Genomic DNA, 17189 nt, shown 5'->3' on the forward strand with positions numbered 1-17189 from the left:
TGAACGGTTAGGACGCCGCCGATGGGTCATCGAGCGCACCATGTCCTGGCTGACCGGCTACCGCAGACTCAACCACCGCTACGAACGCCACCCCCGCAACTACCTGGCCTTTCTCGGCCTCGCCGCCGCCCTCTGCTGCTATAAACGACTCGCTCGACTCACCACATAGGACACGGTCTAAGTCCGAGTTCGAATACCGGATGCGGAAGGCGTTCTCGTGATTCGGAAAATTCCGGGCGACTTCACTTTTCCATTATGGCATCACGTGTACGGCGAACCCGCCGCCGGGACCGCGGAACATTCGCGTTCGCCGATTTCGTTTCCGGTCACAACTCCCATTGGGAGACGGCACAGTTACCACCCGGGCCGCGAAGGGCGCATTCCCCTCGGATGGAACAGGGGCGACGCCCATGATTGACGAATCATGGGCCTTGTGAAAACGTCCACCACGGCGCGGGAGGGCTCTCGGGCGGCGTGCGAAGGTGGGGAGAAGTACATGGCTCGGCTGGATTACTTGCCGGATTGGCCCGACCTGCGCTCGGATCTGCCCGAGAATGCGGATCTGGAACAATTCGTCCGGGGCATTCTGGCCCGGATGACGGTCGAGGAAAAGCTCGGGCAGATGATTCAGCCCGACCTGTGGGAACTCACCCCCGAGGACGTGCGCGCGTACCGGCTGGGGTCGGGGCTGAACGGCGCCGGGCGGTGGCCGGGCGAGGACCGCCGGGCCGGTGCGACCGAGTGGGCCGCGGTGCTGGACGGCTTCTGGCAGGCGGCCGAGGAGGCGTACCGCGACCGGGGCTTTCGAATCCCCTTCATGTGGGCCACGGACGCGGTGCACGGCCACAACAACGTGCACGGAGCCACGATCTTCCCGCACAACATCGGCCTGGGCGCGGCCGGTGAGCCCGGGCTGGTCCGCCGGATCGGCGCGGCCACCGCACGGGAGGTCGCCGCGACCGGGATGGACTGGACGTTCGCGCCGACCGTCGCCACGCCCCGGGACCGGCGCTGGGGCCGGCACTACGAGGGGTACTCCGAGGACCCTGAGATCGTCCACGCCTACGCCGATGAGATGGTCCGGGGGCTCCAGGGCGACGCCGACGAGCTCCGGACCGACACCCGGGTGCTGTCCTGCGTGAAGCACTGGGTGGGCGACGGCGGCACGTTCGAGGGGGAGGACCGCGGCTACACCCGTTGCGACGAGGACCTGTTGCGCAACGTCCACGCGATGGGCTTCATCTCGGGGATCCGGGCCGGCGCCCAGTCCGTGATGGTCTCCTACAGCGCCTGGGGCGACGAGGGGCGGCTGCACGGCAGCCACTACCTGATCACCGACGTGCTCAAGGAGCGGATGGGCTTCGACGGCATCGTCATCGGCGACTGGGACGCCCACGCCTACGTCGAAGGCTGCTCCGACGGCGACGCCGGGAACGCCATCCGAGCCGGCATCGACGTGCTGATGATCTCCACCAAGGTGAAGTGGCAGGCCGTGCACGGCGCCGCCCTGAACGAGATCCGCAGCGGTGCGATCCCGATGTCGCGGATCGACGACGCGGTGCTGCGGGTGCTGCGGGTCAAGGCCCGGGCCGGCCTCTGGGAGAAACCTCGGCCACTGGCGCGTTCGCTGGCGGGTCACGGCACTGTTCTGGGGCACCCCGAGCACCGGGCCCTGGCCCGCGAGGCCGTACGCAAGTCGCTGGTTCTGCTGAAGAACGACGACCGCGTGCTGCCGCTCCCCCGCACCTCACGGGTGCTGGTGGCTGGCAGCGCGGCGGAGGCGCTCTCCAAGCAGTCCGGCGGTTTCACGGTGAGCTGGCAGGGCGATGACATCGACCTGAAGGACTTCCCCTCCGGCAGCACCCTCGCGATGGCGGTCGGCGAGGCCGTCGGTGCGGACCGCTGCAAGGTGGACCCCTACCTGGAGCACACGGACCCGGCAGCATTCGACGTCGTCGTGGTCGCCATGGGCGAGGACGCGTACGCCGAGATGCTCGGCAGCATCAAGCCCTGGCGCTCGCTGTCGTACGCGAAGCTGAAGCCCGGGTACGCGAAGGATCTGGAGACCCTGCGCAGGCTCCGCCGGGCCGGGGCCGTCGTGGTGACCGTCATGTTCGGCGGACGTCCGCTGTACGTCACGGAGGAGATCAACCTCTCCGACGCCTTCGTCGCCGCGTGGCTGCCGGGACCGGACGCGTCCGGCATCGCCGACGTGCTCTTCCAGGATGCGGGAGGCGGCCCCGGTCACGACTTCCAGGGCCGCCTGTCCTTCGGCTGGCCCGCCACCCGGACCTCCTTCACGACCAACCGGATACCCCCTCACATACCGCACTACGAGGCGCCGGAAGGCGAGGTGCTGCCGACCGGCCGGGACACCCCGCTCTTCCCCTACGGCTACGGGCTGACGCTGGCCGAGAGCCACGAGGACGGCCTCAAGAACCTCGGCGAACTGCCGCTGGACGCGGAGCCCCGGCTCCCGGAAGCCCTGTTGGACGACATCACCGCCATCCCGATCGCTCTGCGCGGTGACACGACGTACGAGTTCCGGACCGCCGCCGAGGACTACGACCCACGTCCGCTCCGCATGGACGGCCCCACGTCGTCCCCGTTCCTCGAAGCCGAGCCGATCGACCACCTGGGCCGGGGTGACGGCCTGTCGCTGTCCTTCAAGGGCATCCAGACCTTCGTCTACGCACAGACCCGCGACGGCGGGTTCCGGGACCTTCGCGGCTACGTGGCGAGCGGGGGCAGGCTGACGTTCCAGGTGCGGGTGTTCGAAGCGCCGACCGGGCCGTTCCATCTGACCTGCCACGACGACTACCCGCAGCAGCCCGCCCTGGACATCTCCGCACGGCTGGCCGCGCTGCCCTACGGGGAGTGGGCCGAAGTCGTCGTCCCCCTGTCCGAACTCGTCGGCATCGGTGTCGAGTTCGACCACGTGGACGTGCCCTTCCAGATCTGGACGGAGGGCCGGGCGCGACTCGACATCAGCACCGTCCGGCTGTCCGTCGATGTCCCCGCTATGTGACGAACCTTTCAAGTGAACGGGATGTGCAGCCATGGGCGATCGAGTCATGTGGTTCAACGGGGCCGTGGTGCCGTGGGAGGAGGCGCGAGTCCACGTCTGGGACGAATCGGCCCTCCGCGGCGCCAACGTCTTCGAGGGCATCACCGCGTTCTGGGACGCCGGCACCGGTATGCACCGGATCCTGGCCGGCCCGGCGCACGTGGACCGGCTCTTCGCCTCCGCGCACCTGGCCGACATCCCGACCTCGGCGACCAGGTCCGAACTGTGGTCGGCGCTGGCCGAGGTCGCCTCCGCCCACCCGGGCTCGGACGTCTATCTGCGGCCGACGTTCTACGCCACCAGTGGCCGGTCGACGCTGTCGCCCGACAGCGCGGGAGGGCTGTACATCGGCGGGTTCGAGTTCAACCCGACGGCCCCGCCGCAGGCCCGTGCCGTCGTCAGCGGCCACCGGCGGTTCGGCGGGCCCATCGGAGCGATGGCCAAGGCCGGCGGTTCCTATCTGGACTTCCGCCTGTTCGAGCGGGAGCGCCTGAAGCACGGGGTCGAGCACGTGCTCATCCTCAACGAGAGGGGCCATGTCGCCGAGGCCGACGGGGCCGCCGTGCTGCTGGTCGGCGGGAAGAGCGTCACCACTCCCTCGCTGGACTCCGGAGTGCTGGACTCGATCACCAAGCGCATCGTCCTCGACATCGCCCAGCACTCGGGCTGCGCGGTGAACGAACGCGGCGTGCACCGCGACGAGTTGTACCGGGGACAGCCGCTGCTCGCCGGAACGCTGATGGGCGTGAGGCTGCTGGACAGCATCGACGGCAACGATGTCCACGACGCCGCGGCCACCGCGACCGCGCGCGCACTGGCCGCCGACTACGCACAGCTGTGCGGCGGCAACCACGTCTTGTCGAAGGTCTATCTGACACCCCTGACGTGATGTGAGGCGCCATGCGTGAACTGAACCGCGAGACGGTGCACCGTAATCCCTGGTTCTCCGTCGTCCGCAAGGACTACGAGGGTGAGGCGGGCGATACGCACCAGTACTTCATGGTCAGCAAGCCGGACTCGGTGCTCGTCGTTGTACGGCTCGAAGACGGCCGGGTGGTCTTGGTCGACCTGCCTCGGCCCACCTTCGACGGAGCGCCCAGCCTGGAGTTTCCCCAGGGCGGGATCGAGGAAGGGGAATCGCCCGAGTCGGCGGCCCGCCGCGAGGTCCTGGAGGAGACGGGTCTGCGCGTCACCGGGCTGCGCCGGGTCGGGAGCTTCGCGGAGAGCAGCGGATTCGCCACGACCTCGTGCCACGTGTTCGTGGGCGATGCCGCCGGGCGGGGCGAAACCTCCCGCGACGTCTTCGAGCGGGACCTCCACGTACGGACTTCGTCCTGGTCGGAACTGCGCGATTCGGTGCAGGCGGGACGCGTTCCGGACTCGGCCACGCTGGCAGCGATGGCCCTGATCGAGGGGGCCGGCGATGGCTTCTGAGGCGCACGTCTCCCTGGGGGGAGACATACAGGTCTCACTGGTCAGCGGGGACGTCGTCTGCCGATCGGCGGACGGCGTGGACCGGTTGCTGCTGGTCGGCCTCGGACCGCTGTGGTCGGCGACCAGGAGCGGCCCGTCGAGTCTGCTGCTGGAGACGGTGTCCAGCGAGAAGTGGCTGGTCCGGATCTCGGAGACCTCCGGTCTCATCGCCGCGATCGAACCCGTTCTCTGACCGGGTGATGCCGGACGGAAAGCCTCACGCCCCCTGCTGACGCCCAGATGTCCTCCAAGACGGGAAAGAGCATGCACCATCGCAATGATGTCGTCGTCATCGGCGCCGGCATGGTCGGCATGCTGACCGCGCTGGCCCTGGCCGAACGCGATATCGGTGTAGTGCTGGTGGAGAGCAGCCGGCCGGGCGGAGGCCAGTCGGGGCGGTCGCACGGGTACCTCCACCAGGGCTACGCATACGGCACGGCCGAGCCGCGGCTGCCGTCGCTGTTCGCTCTGGCCAGGTCCCGCTGGGACCGGCTGGCGGCGCATCTGACCCCCGTGACCGAACGGTCCACGGTGGCCTTCGCCGGCGAGGAAGCGGCCCGTGGCGCCGCCGCCTACTGGGCTTCCGCCGGGCTGCCGGTGGAGCGGGTCGACCCTCCGGCCTGGCTCGCGTCGCGCATCACTTCCTGTTTCCGGAGCAGCGAGTCCACCCTGCATCTGGGCCATCTCCTGCACGCTCTCGGTGAGCGGCTGGAGAAGGCCGGTGTGTGTGTCACACGGGGAGAGGTGATCCGCACCGGCCGGGACGGGAACGGGGTCACCACCGAGTACACCGAGCCGGACGGCTCCACGGTCTCGGTCACCAGCCGCGTCGCCGTGGTGGCGGCGGGTGCGGGCGCGGCGGGCGTGCTGGAACGCTCGGGGCTGCCCTGCGTGGTCCAGTGCCGGAAATCGCACATGCTGGTGCTCCGGGGGGATCTCCCGGCCGTCAGCGCGATCTTTCCGGAGCGGGAGCACCACGGGCTCTTCCTCGCCAGCAGGATCGGGCCGGACCGGCGGACCACGTGGCTGATCTCCGACTTCCAGTCGTTCGACGGCACGGATCCGGATTCCGGTGAGCTGGCCGGCTGGTGGGCCCGCCGGGCTCTCGCCACCCTCCGCTCCCTGGTCGGTTCGCGGACCCTGGAGGGGGCCGATCTGTTGTCCGGGTACGCCGCGACCAAGTCCGGGCTGCTGCCGCAGAGCGGCACGGTCGCCCATGAGTTCGGCCGCGAGTTCCTCGACGGCAGGGTGGTGGTGACCAGCCCGTCGAAACTCACCCTGGCGCCGCTGGCGGCCGAGGACGCGGTCCGTGCCGTGTGCACGGCCCTCAAACTGCCGAGCGGCGAGGTGGACTGGCCCCTGCTGGACGCACCGCCCGGGGTCGTCCCCGTCCACGGCCAGACGCCCCATGAGTTGTGGGAGACCGAGCTGACCGCCGTCAAGAGCCCCGACCTGGTCCGGGGCCTTCCGATGATCCGCGTCCTCAACTCCTTGTTCGGGCAGTGAGACCATGCCCGCCACCCCCGCACCACGCGTCGATCGGGTCCGGTGCCCCTTCGCACTGATCGCCACCGACCTGGACGGCACTCTCCTGCGCCCGGACCATACGGTGGGCCCCCGCACCCGTGCCGCGTTGGCGCTCGCCACCCGGCGGGGCGCCCACCACGTCGTCGTCACCGGACGCTCGGTCGCCTGGACCCGGCCGGTGCTGGACGCCCTGGGATACACCGGGCTCGCGGTGTGCGGTCAGGGCGGGCAGGTCTACGACGCCGACGCGCACCGGGAGTTGACCTCGGTCACCCTCGACCGCGCCCTCGCCTTCGAGGCCGTCGCGAAGATCGAGGCCGAGGTCGGGCCGCTGTCGCTGGCCTCCGACCTGGCCGGGCTGGACGGCCAGGTGCTGACCGGACCTGGCTACCGCCACGACCCCGTCGGGAACCTGCCGGTCGTCCCGGTCGGGGACCGCGCCGAGCTGTGGGCCGCCCCGGTGCGCAAGTTCTACGTCCAGCACCGCACGCTCGACGAGGAGCGCCTCGCGGAAGCGGCGCTCCGGGCCGCCGGGCACCTGGTCGGCATCACCAAGGCCGGGCCCGGCGAGGTGGAGCTGCTGCCGATCGGCCTCGACAAGGCCACGGGGCTCGCCTTCGTGGCCCGCCGCCTCGGCCTGACCGGCGCGGACACCGTCGCCTTCGGCGACATGCCCAACGACGCCCCCATGCTGGCCTGGGCCGGGCACGGGGTCGCCATGGCCGGCGCGCATCCGGAGCTGCTGGCGGTCGCCGACGAGGTGGCACCCGGCAATGACGCCGACGGCGTGGGGATCGTGCTGCAACGCCTGTACGGCAGGCGGCTGTAGGGGGGTCTGTACAGACCCGCAGCGGGACGGCGCGCGTGGAAGCCCAGTGCAGCCATCCACCTGTCAGCCAGCCGGCGAAGGCCGGGGACAGCGCTGATGTCGTGGATCCCCAGGCTAACGGCTGGCGGGGCGGGAAGTTCTGTGGCGGCCAGTGGTGATGGATGCTCGGCTACGGTCCAAGTCGGAACTCACGACTGCTGACACCACGAAGCGGACTGCCCGACCCATAGACGCTTGGCAAACGACCCAGTACATCACCACCGGAGTGCAGCAGCGCCACAGCCGCCAGGGTCCTGCGACCGCTGACACCAGGAGTCCCACACCGTGCGGGCGGACTCCTCCTCGTGCGGACAACTCGTCAGAACAGCCATGGCCGACGAGGTTCGGCAGATTCAGCCTTCCGCTGCGAGCGTCATCCGAGCGTCAAGATGTTCCGGAGGAGATTCTGAGGACGTCGCCGCTGCACTCCCACCCCACACGAATTCGCAGGCGAGATGGCCTGGAAGGGGCAGGCCGCCTGCTCGACCCGTTGCGCAGAGCGAAACATGTCAAGCGACCCATCCAAACCACAGAACAGCAGGTCAAACGCCCTTTACGGTAGGCTCCAGGATTGCCACGCACTCGACATGGTGGGTCATCGAAAAGATGTCGGCCGGAGCGCATCACCGAGAAGCCCAGGTCAGACACCGTTTCTCAGTTCGCCGTCCCTGCGTGTGGGTACCTGGAGCGTCAAACGAACGTCACAGCCGACCGTCGGTGAATAGGCTGCCGAAGCCAGCTTTCCCGGCGGTCCGTCCCCGCCCGCTTCGCACCCCAACTCACTCATCATGCCCCGCACCTGGAATGCGCAGGCGATCGCGTCGATCACCTCACGGTGGGCCCGCCACCGGCCCCCCGCTTCTCGTTCCGGTCCGGGGATAAGGGGTCAGTCCTCACCCAGTGCGCGTCAGTCAACGGCACCACGATCTTCCAGGTCTTCAAGTGGGCGAAGGCATGCTCGACGCGGGCCCGGACCAGTTTGTGCGAGCGGTTGTGCTCCTGTTCCCACTCGGTCAGTTCCTCGTCGGCGCGGCGACGGTGCGGCATCACGAGGCCAGTCCCGGGGTAGCCGCCGTCAGCGATCGTCGTGGTGGGGCCAACCGCGGCCTTGGCGCCGGAATCGCCCCACGCCCTGCAGTCGTTGCGGTTGCCCGGCAGTGGCCGTCCGACCACGACGACCGGGCCGGGTCGGCGTCGATGACGACCTGTTGGTTGGTGGAGTACCGGTAGTTCTTCGACTGTTCGGCGACCTCATGGTCGCGGGTCGGGGCCAGGGTGCCGTCCACGATGAGTACGGCGTCCTTCGCGAAGCGGCGCCGAGGTTGCCCGAGATGTCGAACAGCGGAGCGACCTGGCACATCGTCAAATTCGTGCGCCAGTATGCCGTGACCAGCAACGTTCGGTCGCCCAGCGACAGACCCCATGGCCGGCCCCGGTGGACCGCATCGACACCTGTGCGGCGCAGCACCGTCACCGGCTTTGCGAACTGGCGCGGGCTCAGCCCGGTGAACGGGGATATCCAAGACGACTCCGACGCCGTGATCACACCAGCCATCGCAAGATCATTTCACTGGGGTTGAGCCCTCCGGCTCGTGAGGGTGGGTTCCGGACGTGAAGGCGAGAATGTCGAGGACCGCCGAGCGCAGGCTCCGGAAGTGCCGGTGCACGCCGTCGACGGCGAGGGGTGTGTTGACTCCCCACACCGTCATGCCGGCACGCAGTCCGGACTGCACCCCGGAGGGGGCGTCCTCGATGACCAGGCAGTCCCCCGGCTCGGCACCGAGCCGCTTGGCAGCCAGCTGATAGGGGATTGGTGAGGGCTTGCCTTCCGCGACGGAGGCGGCATCCACGACGACGTCCGGGACCGGCAGGCCGGTCCGGGCGAAGCGTCCGCGCACCCGGTGCTCGTAATTCGACGTCACCAACGCCCACACCCCGGAGGGCAGAGCGTCCAGCAGCTCGGAGGCCCCGTCGAAGGCCGTGTACACGCCGGACCGCACATCCTCGTCCTCCAGGTCGTGCAGCGCGGCCAGGCACTCCCGCGGGTCACGGTCAGGAGTGACCTGCGCGAAGGTCTCCATCGGTCTGGTCCGCAGCGCCACTTGGTAGACCTCATCGGGATCCAGTCCGTATCTCTCCGCCCACACGCGCCAAACCCGGCGCTGGTTGTCCACGGCATCGATCAACGTGCCATCGACATCAAACAGGACATGCTTCTTGGCTCCGAACTGAGCAGGTTCACCGATCACGCCTCGATCATGCCATCAGGCCCCCGAGCAGGCAGTTTGCGGGACAGCCCTGAGCGCCGCGAGGCGTTTGGCCTACAGGCCAAAACACCCTGCTCCTTTATGGCGGATGTTCTCACCCTCCTGCGGGCGCCACTCAGGATCATCGGGGCGACAACCAGTGCGTGGCGAGGGGAGCGGTGCCGTGGAGACGGTCCAGACGCGTCCGGGCGAAGGCCCTGAGGGTGGCCTGACACAGAAGCTGACGAGACGGCAGGACGTGTCGGGCGCGGCGCCGGCCGAGAACGGGCTGCGGCGCACGATGGGCATGTGGCAGCTGACCCTGCTGTCCGTCGGCGCCACGCTCGGCACCGGCATCTTCGTCGTCCTGGGCGAGGCGGTGCCCAAGGCCGGGCCCGCGATCATCGTGTCGTTCGTCCTCGCCGGGGTCACGGCGCTCTTCTCGGCCCTGTCGTACGCCGAGCTGGCGGGCATGATCCCCCGCTCCGGTTCCTCCTACAGCTACACGTACGCCACACTCGGCGAACTCGTGGCCTGGGTGTGCGGCTGGTGTCTCATCCTGGAGTACGGGGTCTCGGTCGCGGCGGTCGCCGTGGGGTGGGGCCAGTACGTGAACGAGCTGCTCGACCTGGTCTTCGGCGTCACCCTGCCCGAGACGCTCAGCGCCCCGCCCGGCGCCGGCGGGGTCGTCAACGTCCCGGCCGCCGTCATCGTCGTCCTCTCCATGGTGGTTCTGCTTCGCGGCGCCAAGGAGAGCGCGGTGGTCAACGTCGTCATGGTGGGGGTGAAGGTGGCCGCCCTGGTGATGTTCTGCGCCGTGGCCTTCACCGCGTTCCGCGCGGGCAACTTCCAGCCGCTGTTCCCCCTCGGCGCCGCCGGGATGAGCGCGGGCGCCGCCTCGCTCTTCTTCTCGTACATCGGTTTCGACGCCGCGTCGACGGCGGGCGAGGAAGCGAAGAACCCGCAGCGTGACCTGCCGCGCGCGATCATCCTCTCCCTCGTCCTGGTCACCGTCCTGTACGTCCTGGTCGCGGTGGCCGCGCTCGGCGCCATGCCGTGGCGTCTCTTCGAAGGCACCGAGGCCACCCTCAGTGAGGTCCTCACGCGGGCCGTGGGCGGTGGCAGCCTCTGGCCGATCCTGTTGTCGATCGGGGCGGTCGTAGCGACCACGAGCGTCGTACTCACCGTCCAGTACGGACAGATCCGCATCCTGTTCGCCATGTCGCGCGACGGCCTGATGCCCCCTGTCTTCTCCCGGGTGCACGCGAGGAGCGGGGTGCCGCGCGCCAACACCGTGATCGTCTCCTCCTTCATCGCCGTACTCGCCGCGCTCGTCCCGCTGGGCAGCCTGGCCGACGCCACCAGTATCGGTACGCTCTTCGCATTCGCGCTGGTCAACGTCGCCGTCGTCCTGCTGCGCCGCCGCAGCCCCGACGCGCCCCGCAGCTTCCGGGTGCCGCTGTCGCCGCTGGTGCCGGTTCTCGGCGTGGTCTGTTGCGTGTACATGCTCTTCAGCCTCGGCACGGACACGTGGATCACGTTCGGCGTGTGGATGGCGCTCGGACTGGCCGTGTACGGGCTGTACGGGATGAAGCACTCCAAGCTCGGCGCCTCGAAGGAGCAGCAGTCATGAGCCACGTCCTCGATCTCACGGCCGACGTCGTCGAGCTGACCCGCGCCCTCGTCGACATCCCCTCCGAGAGCGGTGAGGAGGAGTCCCTCGCGGACGCCGTGGAGGCGGCCCTGCGCACCCTGCCACACCTGAGCGTGGAACGGCTGGGCCACTCCGTCGTCGCCCGTACCGAGCTCGGCCGTCCTGAGCGCGTGATCATCGCAGGTCATCTCGACACCGTGCCCGCCGCGGACAATCTGCCCGCCAGGCTCGAGGACGAGCGGCTGCACGGACTCGGGTCCTGCGACATGAAGGGCGGCGTGGCCGTGGCCCTGCGGCTGGCTGCAGCGCTCACCGCGCCGGCCCGCGACGTCACGTACGTCTTCTACGAGTGCGAGGAGGTCGAGGGCGACCGCAACGGGCTGCACCGCATCGCCACCGAGCGGTCGGAACTGCTGCTCGACGCCGGCCTCGCGATCCTGATGGAGCCCTCCGACGCGGGTGTCGAGGCGGGTTGCCAGGGTGTCCTGTGCGCCGACATCACCGTGCGGGGCGCCCGGGCCCACACGGCGCGGGCCTGGATGGGCGTCAACGCCGCGCATCGCGCCGCAGCCGTACTGCAACGCCTTGCCGACCATGTGCCGGAGCGGGTCGTCATCGACGGGCTGGAGTACCGGGAAGGGCTCAGCGCCGTCTCCGTACGCGCCGGGGTGGCCGGGAACGTCGTCCCCGACACCTGTGTCATCTCCCTCAACGCACGCTTCGCGCCCAGCCGTTCGCCGTACGAGGCCGAGGAGTACGTGCGAGGGCTCTTCCCGGCTGAGCAGTTCCCCCCGGAGGACCACACCTTCGAGGTGACGGAGATCGTGCCGGGGGCGCTGCCGGGTCTGAAGCGGCCGGAGGTGGCCTCGCTGGTCGATGTCCTCGGCGCCGAGCCGCGCCCCAAGCTGGGCTGGACCGACGTGGCCCGGTTCACGGAGCTGGGTGTGCCCGCGCTGAACTTCGGGCCGGGCGACCCCTCCCTGGCGCATACGGCCGGCGAGTTCGTGCCGGTGGCCCAGCTCGGCGACTGCGAGGACAAGCTGGCCGCCTGGCTGAAATGAGCGGGGGCTGTCGGCCGATGCGTCGTCCCGCCGGTTTCAGACCGCGTCCGACAGCCTGGCCTGCAGCCAGAGCACCAGCCGCTCGTCGGGATCGTCGAGCTGCAGGCCCACCTGTTCCCTGGCCTGCCGGAGGCGGTAGCGGCACGTGTTGGGGTGGACGGCGAGGCGCTCCGCAGCGCCCGCCATGTCACAGCCCGCCTCGAGCCAGGCCGTCACCGTCCGGGAGTACTCCGTGCCGTGCGCCGCGTCGTGCGCCAGGACCCGCGCCCAGGCGCCGCCTCCGAACTCTCTCCGCCCGTCGACCAGTTCGCCCAGACGCAGCAACGTCACCCGAGCCTGGACGTCATCGACCAGGGCGACCGGGCGTTCCGCGTCGAGGCAGCGCAGGACGAGGTCGGCGTCGTCCCGGGAGCCCGCTGCCTGCGCGATCCCCGCGACCACGGCACCGAGACCGGCCCGCACCGGCATCCGCAGGGCCTGCTCGGCTCTGTCCACGATGTCCTGCGCGAGCTGCCTGTGCCGGTGGGCACCACGCTCGTCGGCCGCCGGGAGCAGCGCGTACACGACCCCGTCGACGAGGACGCAGGCATGCCGTCCGTAGCGCGCTTCGCACTGCAGACGTACGAGGTCGAGCAGGCGCAGCGCCGTCTGCTGGACGTCCGGTGCGGTGCTGGCGCCCGCCGGGACGAACGCCGCCACACGCACCGGGTCGGCGCTTCCGCCCAGGCCGAGCCGGTGCACGGCGGTGGCCGGGTCGGCCGTGCCGTCCAGGACCCGACGCAGCAGGTCGCCGCCCAGATTGCGGGCCAGCTCCTGTGCTGCTCGGGCCCGCAGCAGCACCAGGGCCGCCGTGGAGGCGCCCTGGTCGAGAGCGTCCACGGCGTCAGGGGCGAGGCCGCCGTCGTCGACGACCCAGAGAGAGCCGAGCGTCTCGCCGCCCGCCCGCACGGCGACGGCGAGCCGGGGCAGGTTCTCACCGTCGATGGCGGGGAGCCGCAGCGGCGCGTCCGCTGCGAACAGGGCACGGTACTGTTCGGCGTTCTCCGGGCTGTCGGGGACCTGGAGGCCGAGGATGCCCTGGCGCCGGTCCTCGTCCACGGCCTGTCCGGGCACGGTCGAGTAGGCAAGGATGCGCTGGCGCGGGTCTTCGATGGCGGTGGCCCCGCCGACCGCGGCGGCGATGGCGTCGGCCAGGGCGAACAGGTCCCCGGCCGCGGTGGGTGCGCTCCCGGCCCGCGCCCCCGCGGCCGAGGACAGCAGCAGATGCACCCGGTGCCAGGCCGCGTCCTCGTCGACCGTGAGCAGCGCGATCCCGGCCTTCTCCGCCTCCGCGAGGGGCCCGTCCGCGCCCCGTACGACCACCGCCGCCATCCGGGCGCCGGCAGCGGCGTGCAACAGGTGGCTTGCCTCCGACGCCCGCACCCCGACCGCGAGGAGTACGGCGCCCGGAGCGTGCGGCAGCGGCGTCCCGGCGTCGTACAGCAGAATTTCGCCGACCGGCACGCCGAGGCCGCCCGGCGAGGCGACCGCCCGCACGGACGACCCGCCGAGCACGTCGAGCAAATCGCTGAGGGTGGGGGCGTCCATGAGACCTCCCGGTTCGCGGCAGAACCGTCGGCACCGGAGGCTGCCGCTCACCAAGGGCCCGCGCCGACCACTCTTTGGCCGATCGCAACACGACCTTAGGCATCTCTTGTACCCGCAGACAACCAGACTCCTGCTCGGGCCACGGAGACTCAGGGCATGACAGCAGCACCCTCAGTACGTGAGCGCGCCGAGGCCGCTGCGCGCGCGGCCGGCGTCACGACTCGCACCGTCCACGGCGTAGCCGGTATCGCGGCCGTCGTCGACTTCTTCAGCGACGTGTGGCAGACCCCGCGCAGCACCCCGCCCTATCCCGCCGAGGTACTGCACAGCCTCGTGCACGCGGGCGGGGCCGTGCACGCGGCGTACACGCGCCAGGGCGAACTGTGCGGCGCGGCCGTCGCCGTGTTCGGGGAGCCGCGAGCGCGCGACGTGTACTCCTTCGTGGCCGCGGCCCGTACCAGCGACCGGGGCGTCGGGCTCGCCGTGAAACAGGCGCAGCGGGTGTGGGCGCTGGACCGCGGGGCCCGCACCATGCGCTGGACGTTCGACCCGCTGGTGGGCCGTAACGCCCGCTTCAACCTGGTCAAGCTGGGCGCCGCCGGCACCGAGTACCTCCCCGACTTCTACGGGCCGATGACCGACGGTCTCAACGGCGGCGACGAGAGCGACCGCCTCACCGTCACCTGGGACCTGGCGGGCTCCCGGGCGCCTGCTGCGGACCCCCCGGTGGGGACCGGCACGGCATTCGCCACCGCCCCTGACGGCGCCCCGCTCGCCACCCGCACCGGGGACACGGTCCGCTGCCGCGTCCCCGACGACATCGTGGAAGTGCGCGCCGCCGATCCGGCGCTCGCACTGCGCTGGCGCCACGCGGTGCGTGACGTCCTCACCCAGGCGTTCGCCGACGGATACACCGCCACATCGATGTCCCGCGACGGCTGGTACACCCTCACCCTCGGCAACGCGCGTACGCAGAAAGGCAACCCGGCATGAAACTGGACCGCGTCGAGATCCTCCACGTCGCCATCCCCCTGGTCACTCCCTTCCGTACGTCATTCGGCACGATGACGACGAAGGACACCTTCCTGCTCCGCGTCGTCACCGACGAGGCGGAGGGCTGGTCGGAGTTCGCCGCCGACCCGGAGCCGCTGTACTGCTCCGAGTACGTGGCAGGTGCGGAGACCGTGATCCGCGACTTCCTGCTGCCCCGGGTCGCCCGTCGCCCCGGCCTGACGACGGCCGGCCTGGCTCCCGCCATGGCGAAGGTCAAGGGTCACGAGCTGGCCAAGGCCGCCCTGGAGACGGCTGTGCTCGACGCCGAGTTGCGTGCCCACGAGATGTCTCTGGCCACCTACCTCGGCGCCGTGCGCGAACGGGTGCCCGCCGGGGTCTCCGTCGGCATCAAGGACTCGGTCCCCGCCCTTCTGGACGATGTCGCAGGCTATCTCTCCGAGGGTTACGTCCGGATCAAGCTGAAGATCGAACCCGGTTGGGACATCGAGCCCGTCCGCGCCGTCCGCGAACGCTTCGGCGAGGAGCTTCCGCTCCAGGTGGACGCCAACACCGCCTACACCCTCGCCGACGCCGACCATCTGCGCCGCCTCGACGAGTTCGGTCTGCTGCTCATCGAGGAGCCTCTGGAGGAGAACAACCTCCACGCCCACGCGCTGCTCCAACGCCGTATCGCCACCCCGGTCTGCCTCGACGAGTCGCTGCACAACGCCCGCGACACCGCATCGGCCATCGCGACGGACGCCTGCCGCGTCGTCAACATCAAGCCCGCCCGGGTCGGCGGTTATCTGGAGGCCCGCCGCGTGCACGACGTCGCAGCAGCCCACGGCGTGCCCGCGTGGTGCGGCGGCATGCTGGAGACAGGCATCGGCCGTGCCCCGAACCTGGCCCTCGCGGCCCTGCCCGGCTGCACCCTGCCCGGTGACACCTCCGCCTCCAGCCGTTACTTCGCCGAGGACATCACCGAGCCGTTCGTCCTCCAGGACGGCCACCTGCCGGTCCCGCGCACTCCCGGTATCGGTGTCAGCCCGCTGCCCGACGCCCTGCGCCGCTTCACTACCGCGCGCCGGGACCTGTACGGAGGGACCGCCGGCCGGTGACACGCCCCGTGAGCTCCCCGCGGCCCGCCTCCGGGCGGCGGGGAGCCACGGGACGGGGCCGCGAACTCACGCGCGGCGGCCGCTGAGCTCCGCGGTGTCAAGGACCATGAGGTCGTTGCTCACGACGACGGGGCGCCGGAAGGTCCTGCGCGCCTCGCCGGAGAAGGCACTGTCAGGGACGGAGCCGTCACCGGGGTAGACGTGGTTGAGCACCAGGGACTTGACCCCGCACCGGCGCGCGACCGTACCCACGCCGGGCTTCGTCCTTCCCGTCACCGGCGAGGTCCAGTCGCGTGACGGTGAGTGCGCGGTGCTGAACTGCTCCTGCATGGTCTTCTGGATGGGCATGCCGTCGAACTGTGCGGTGGCGGCTTCGATGTCCATGACTTCGTTGACCAGCACGTCGGCGCCATGTGCGAATTCCATCAGGTTGTCGTTGGGGGACGTGTCGCCGCTGAAGACGATCGTCCGGTCCTCCGTTTCGAACCGGAAGGCGAAAGCCGGGAAGACCGGGGGGTGGTCGACCAGGATCGCGGTCACCCGGACCAGGTCGTCCTCGTACACCGGGATGGGCCTCATCTCCGGAACGCGGTTCGAGAAGGCGGCGGCGGGGGGCAGCCGTATGCCGTGGGGCACCATCAGTGCGTTGCCGCTGGTGCCGGTCAGGTCCATGGGTACGCCGTCCGCCCGCCGGGTGGAGCGGAGCCGTTCGTTGATGTCATAGGCGTTGGCGCTGATGGAGGCTTCGAAGAAGTCCACGATGCCCGGCGTGGGGAGTTCCGGTCGCACCGGTGCGGCGTGAGGTTCGGACGGCAGCCCCGGCACGGGGCCGGTACCCTCGTCGCTCCTGTCCGCGCGGCCCGGGCCGTACACCTGGATCTGCTGCGAGGGGAAGCGCCAGTTGGTCCAGTTGACGGAGAAGAAGGTGAAGGCGTCGGCGTAGTGGTCCGAGTGCAGGTGTGTGATGAACATGCCGCGCACCGAGGCGAAGTCGAGTCCTGCCTCGTAGAACCTCACGGGCAGTCCGCTGCCCGCGTCGATGAGGTAGATCGCGCCGTTCACCACGAGGGCTGTCGCGGTAGCTGCGCGCCGCCCCGGTATGGGGCCGCCTTGGGTGCCGAGCATGACCAGGTGCGTCCCCTTGTCCGGGGGCGGGCCGCCGGAGACCGGGGCGGGCCCGGAGAAGGCGGGGCGGGCGGCGACCGGGGTGGCCGTCGTGCAGGCGCAGCCTGCACCGAGGCCGAGCGCGGCACCGAGCACGCCGCGTCGGGTAGGGGTGCCGGGAACGGGCATGGCGAAGGGAGCCTCTCGTCGGAAGTCGGGATCGCTGTACCTGTGGGGAGCCGCCGGTGCCGGGCCGCAGGTGCCGGATGTGGCACGCACCGGACCGCCGACGGGGCATTCCGGCGGGCCGCCGGCGGCATCGTGAACGCGGCCCGTCCTGACGTCGGTGCTTCAGGTCGCCGCTCCTGATCGGCGACGACTCCCCGGAAGGTATCGCCCCTCTGTTGCGGGCGTCAACGATTACGAATGTACGAGCGGCTCGGTCGGGAGGTGACGTCACCATCGGCCCCGCCGTCGTACGGCAGGACCGG

General features: G+C 70.4%; 14 protein-coding genes and 1 pseudogene. 11 read left to right on the forward strand and 4 right to left on the reverse strand.

Annotated elements, in window-relative coordinates; translation table 11 throughout:
* The 7 genes from AB0P41_RS28155 to AB0P41_RS28185 form a co-directional block, all read left to right on the forward strand.
* Positions 1-169: transposase (locus tag AB0P41_RS28155; RefSeq protein ID WP_365934955.1), on the forward strand; the 169-nt coding region annotated here is incomplete at its 5' end.
* 426 nt (positions 170-595) lie between these two features.
* Positions 596-3028, forward strand: coding sequence for a glycoside hydrolase family 3 N-terminal domain-containing protein (locus AB0P41_RS28160; protein WP_365934823.1), 2433 nt, complete (start codon positions 596-598; stop codon positions 3026-3028).
* Between the two features lie 31 nt (positions 3029-3059).
* Positions 3060-3956 (forward strand): aminotransferase class IV, encoded by an 897-nt coding sequence (locus tag AB0P41_RS28165; protein ID WP_365934825.1) that lies wholly within the window; start codon positions 3060-3062, stop codon positions 3954-3956.
* A gap of 11 nt (positions 3957-3967) precedes the next feature.
* Positions 3968-4501: an NUDIX hydrolase gene (locus AB0P41_RS28170; protein ID WP_356710371.1), complete on the forward strand. Its 534-nt coding sequence runs from the start codon at positions 3968-3970 to the stop codon at positions 4499-4501.
* A complete protein-coding gene (locus tag AB0P41_RS28175; protein ID WP_356710369.1) occupies positions 4491-4733 on the forward strand; it encodes a hypothetical protein in 243 nt (80 codons plus the stop codon). Before AB0P41_RS28170 ends, AB0P41_RS28175 begins: the two co-directional genes overlap by 11 nt.
* Positions 4734-4804: 71 nt before the next feature.
* Positions 4805-6046 carry an FAD-dependent oxidoreductase gene (locus AB0P41_RS28180; RefSeq protein ID WP_356710366.1) on the forward strand — a complete coding sequence of 414 codons (1242 nt, stop codon included), beginning with the start codon at positions 4805-4807 and terminating at the stop codon, positions 6044-6046.
* A gap of 4 nt (positions 6047-6050) precedes the next feature.
* Positions 6051-6896, forward strand: coding sequence for an HAD family hydrolase (locus AB0P41_RS28185; protein ID WP_356710364.1), 846 nt, complete (start codon positions 6051-6053; stop codon positions 6894-6896).
* A gap of 960 nt (positions 6897-7856) precedes the next feature.
* On the opposite strand, the pseudogene AB0P41_RS28190 reads toward AB0P41_RS28185, so the two are convergent.
* Both AB0P41_RS28190 and AB0P41_RS28195 read right to left on the reverse strand, forming a co-directional pair.
* A pseudogene (locus AB0P41_RS28190) lies at positions 7857-8490 on the reverse strand (transposase); the annotation flags it as partial.
* A gap of 7 nt (positions 8491-8497) precedes the next feature.
* The gene (locus AB0P41_RS28195; protein WP_356710362.1) at positions 8498-9184 is read right to left on the reverse strand and encodes an HAD-IA family hydrolase; all 687 of its coding nucleotides are present in this window, start codon (positions 9182-9184) and stop codon (positions 8498-8500) included.
* Positions 9185-9365: 181 nt separating this feature from the next.
* Here AB0P41_RS28195 and AB0P41_RS28200 point away from each other — a divergent pair, with 181 nt between their 5' ends.
* Both AB0P41_RS28200 and dapE read left to right on the forward strand, forming a co-directional pair.
* Positions 9366-10814, forward strand: coding sequence for an amino acid permease (locus AB0P41_RS28200; RefSeq protein ID WP_365934828.1), 1449 nt, complete (start codon positions 9366-9368; stop codon positions 10812-10814).
* Positions 10811-11896 carry a succinyl-diaminopimelate desuccinylase gene (dapE, locus tag AB0P41_RS28205; RefSeq protein ID WP_365934830.1) on the forward strand — a complete coding sequence of 362 codons (1086 nt, stop codon included), beginning with the start codon at positions 10811-10813 and terminating at the stop codon, positions 11894-11896. Before AB0P41_RS28200 ends, dapE begins: the two co-directional genes overlap by 4 nt.
* 36 nt (positions 11897-11932) lie before the next feature.
* Here the strand turns inward: dapE and AB0P41_RS28210 are convergent, their stop codons facing one another.
* Positions 11933-13483 carry a helix-turn-helix domain-containing protein gene (locus AB0P41_RS28210; RefSeq protein WP_365934832.1) on the reverse strand — a complete coding sequence of 517 codons (1551 nt, stop codon included), beginning with the start codon at positions 13481-13483 and terminating at the stop codon, positions 11933-11935.
* A gap of 156 nt (positions 13484-13639) precedes the next feature.
* On the opposite strand from AB0P41_RS28210, the gene AB0P41_RS28215 reads away from it, so the two are divergent.
* Both AB0P41_RS28215 and menC read left to right on the forward strand, forming a co-directional pair.
* Positions 13640-14476, forward strand: a complete 837-nt coding sequence (locus AB0P41_RS28215; RefSeq protein ID WP_365934834.1) for a chorismate synthase — start codon at positions 13640-13642, stop codon at positions 14474-14476.
* A complete protein-coding gene (gene menC / locus AB0P41_RS28220) occupies positions 14473-15594 on the forward strand; it encodes an o-succinylbenzoate synthase (RefSeq protein WP_365934836.1) in 1122 nt (373 codons plus the stop codon). The genes AB0P41_RS28215 and menC overlap by 4 nt, the downstream gene beginning before the upstream one ends.
* A gap of 66 nt (positions 15595-15660) precedes the next feature.
* Here menC and AB0P41_RS28225 read toward each other — a convergent pair whose 3' ends face one another.
* Positions 15661-16854, reverse strand: a complete 1194-nt coding sequence (locus AB0P41_RS28225) for an MBL fold metallo-hydrolase (RefSeq protein WP_365934838.1) — start codon at positions 16852-16854, stop codon at positions 15661-15663.
* Positions 16855-17189: the final 335 nt, after the last annotated feature.

It is taken from the genome of Streptomyces sp. NPDC079167, from assembly GCF_040686735.1.
GTDB lineage: Bacteria > Actinomycetota > Actinomycetes > Streptomycetales > Streptomycetaceae > Streptomyces.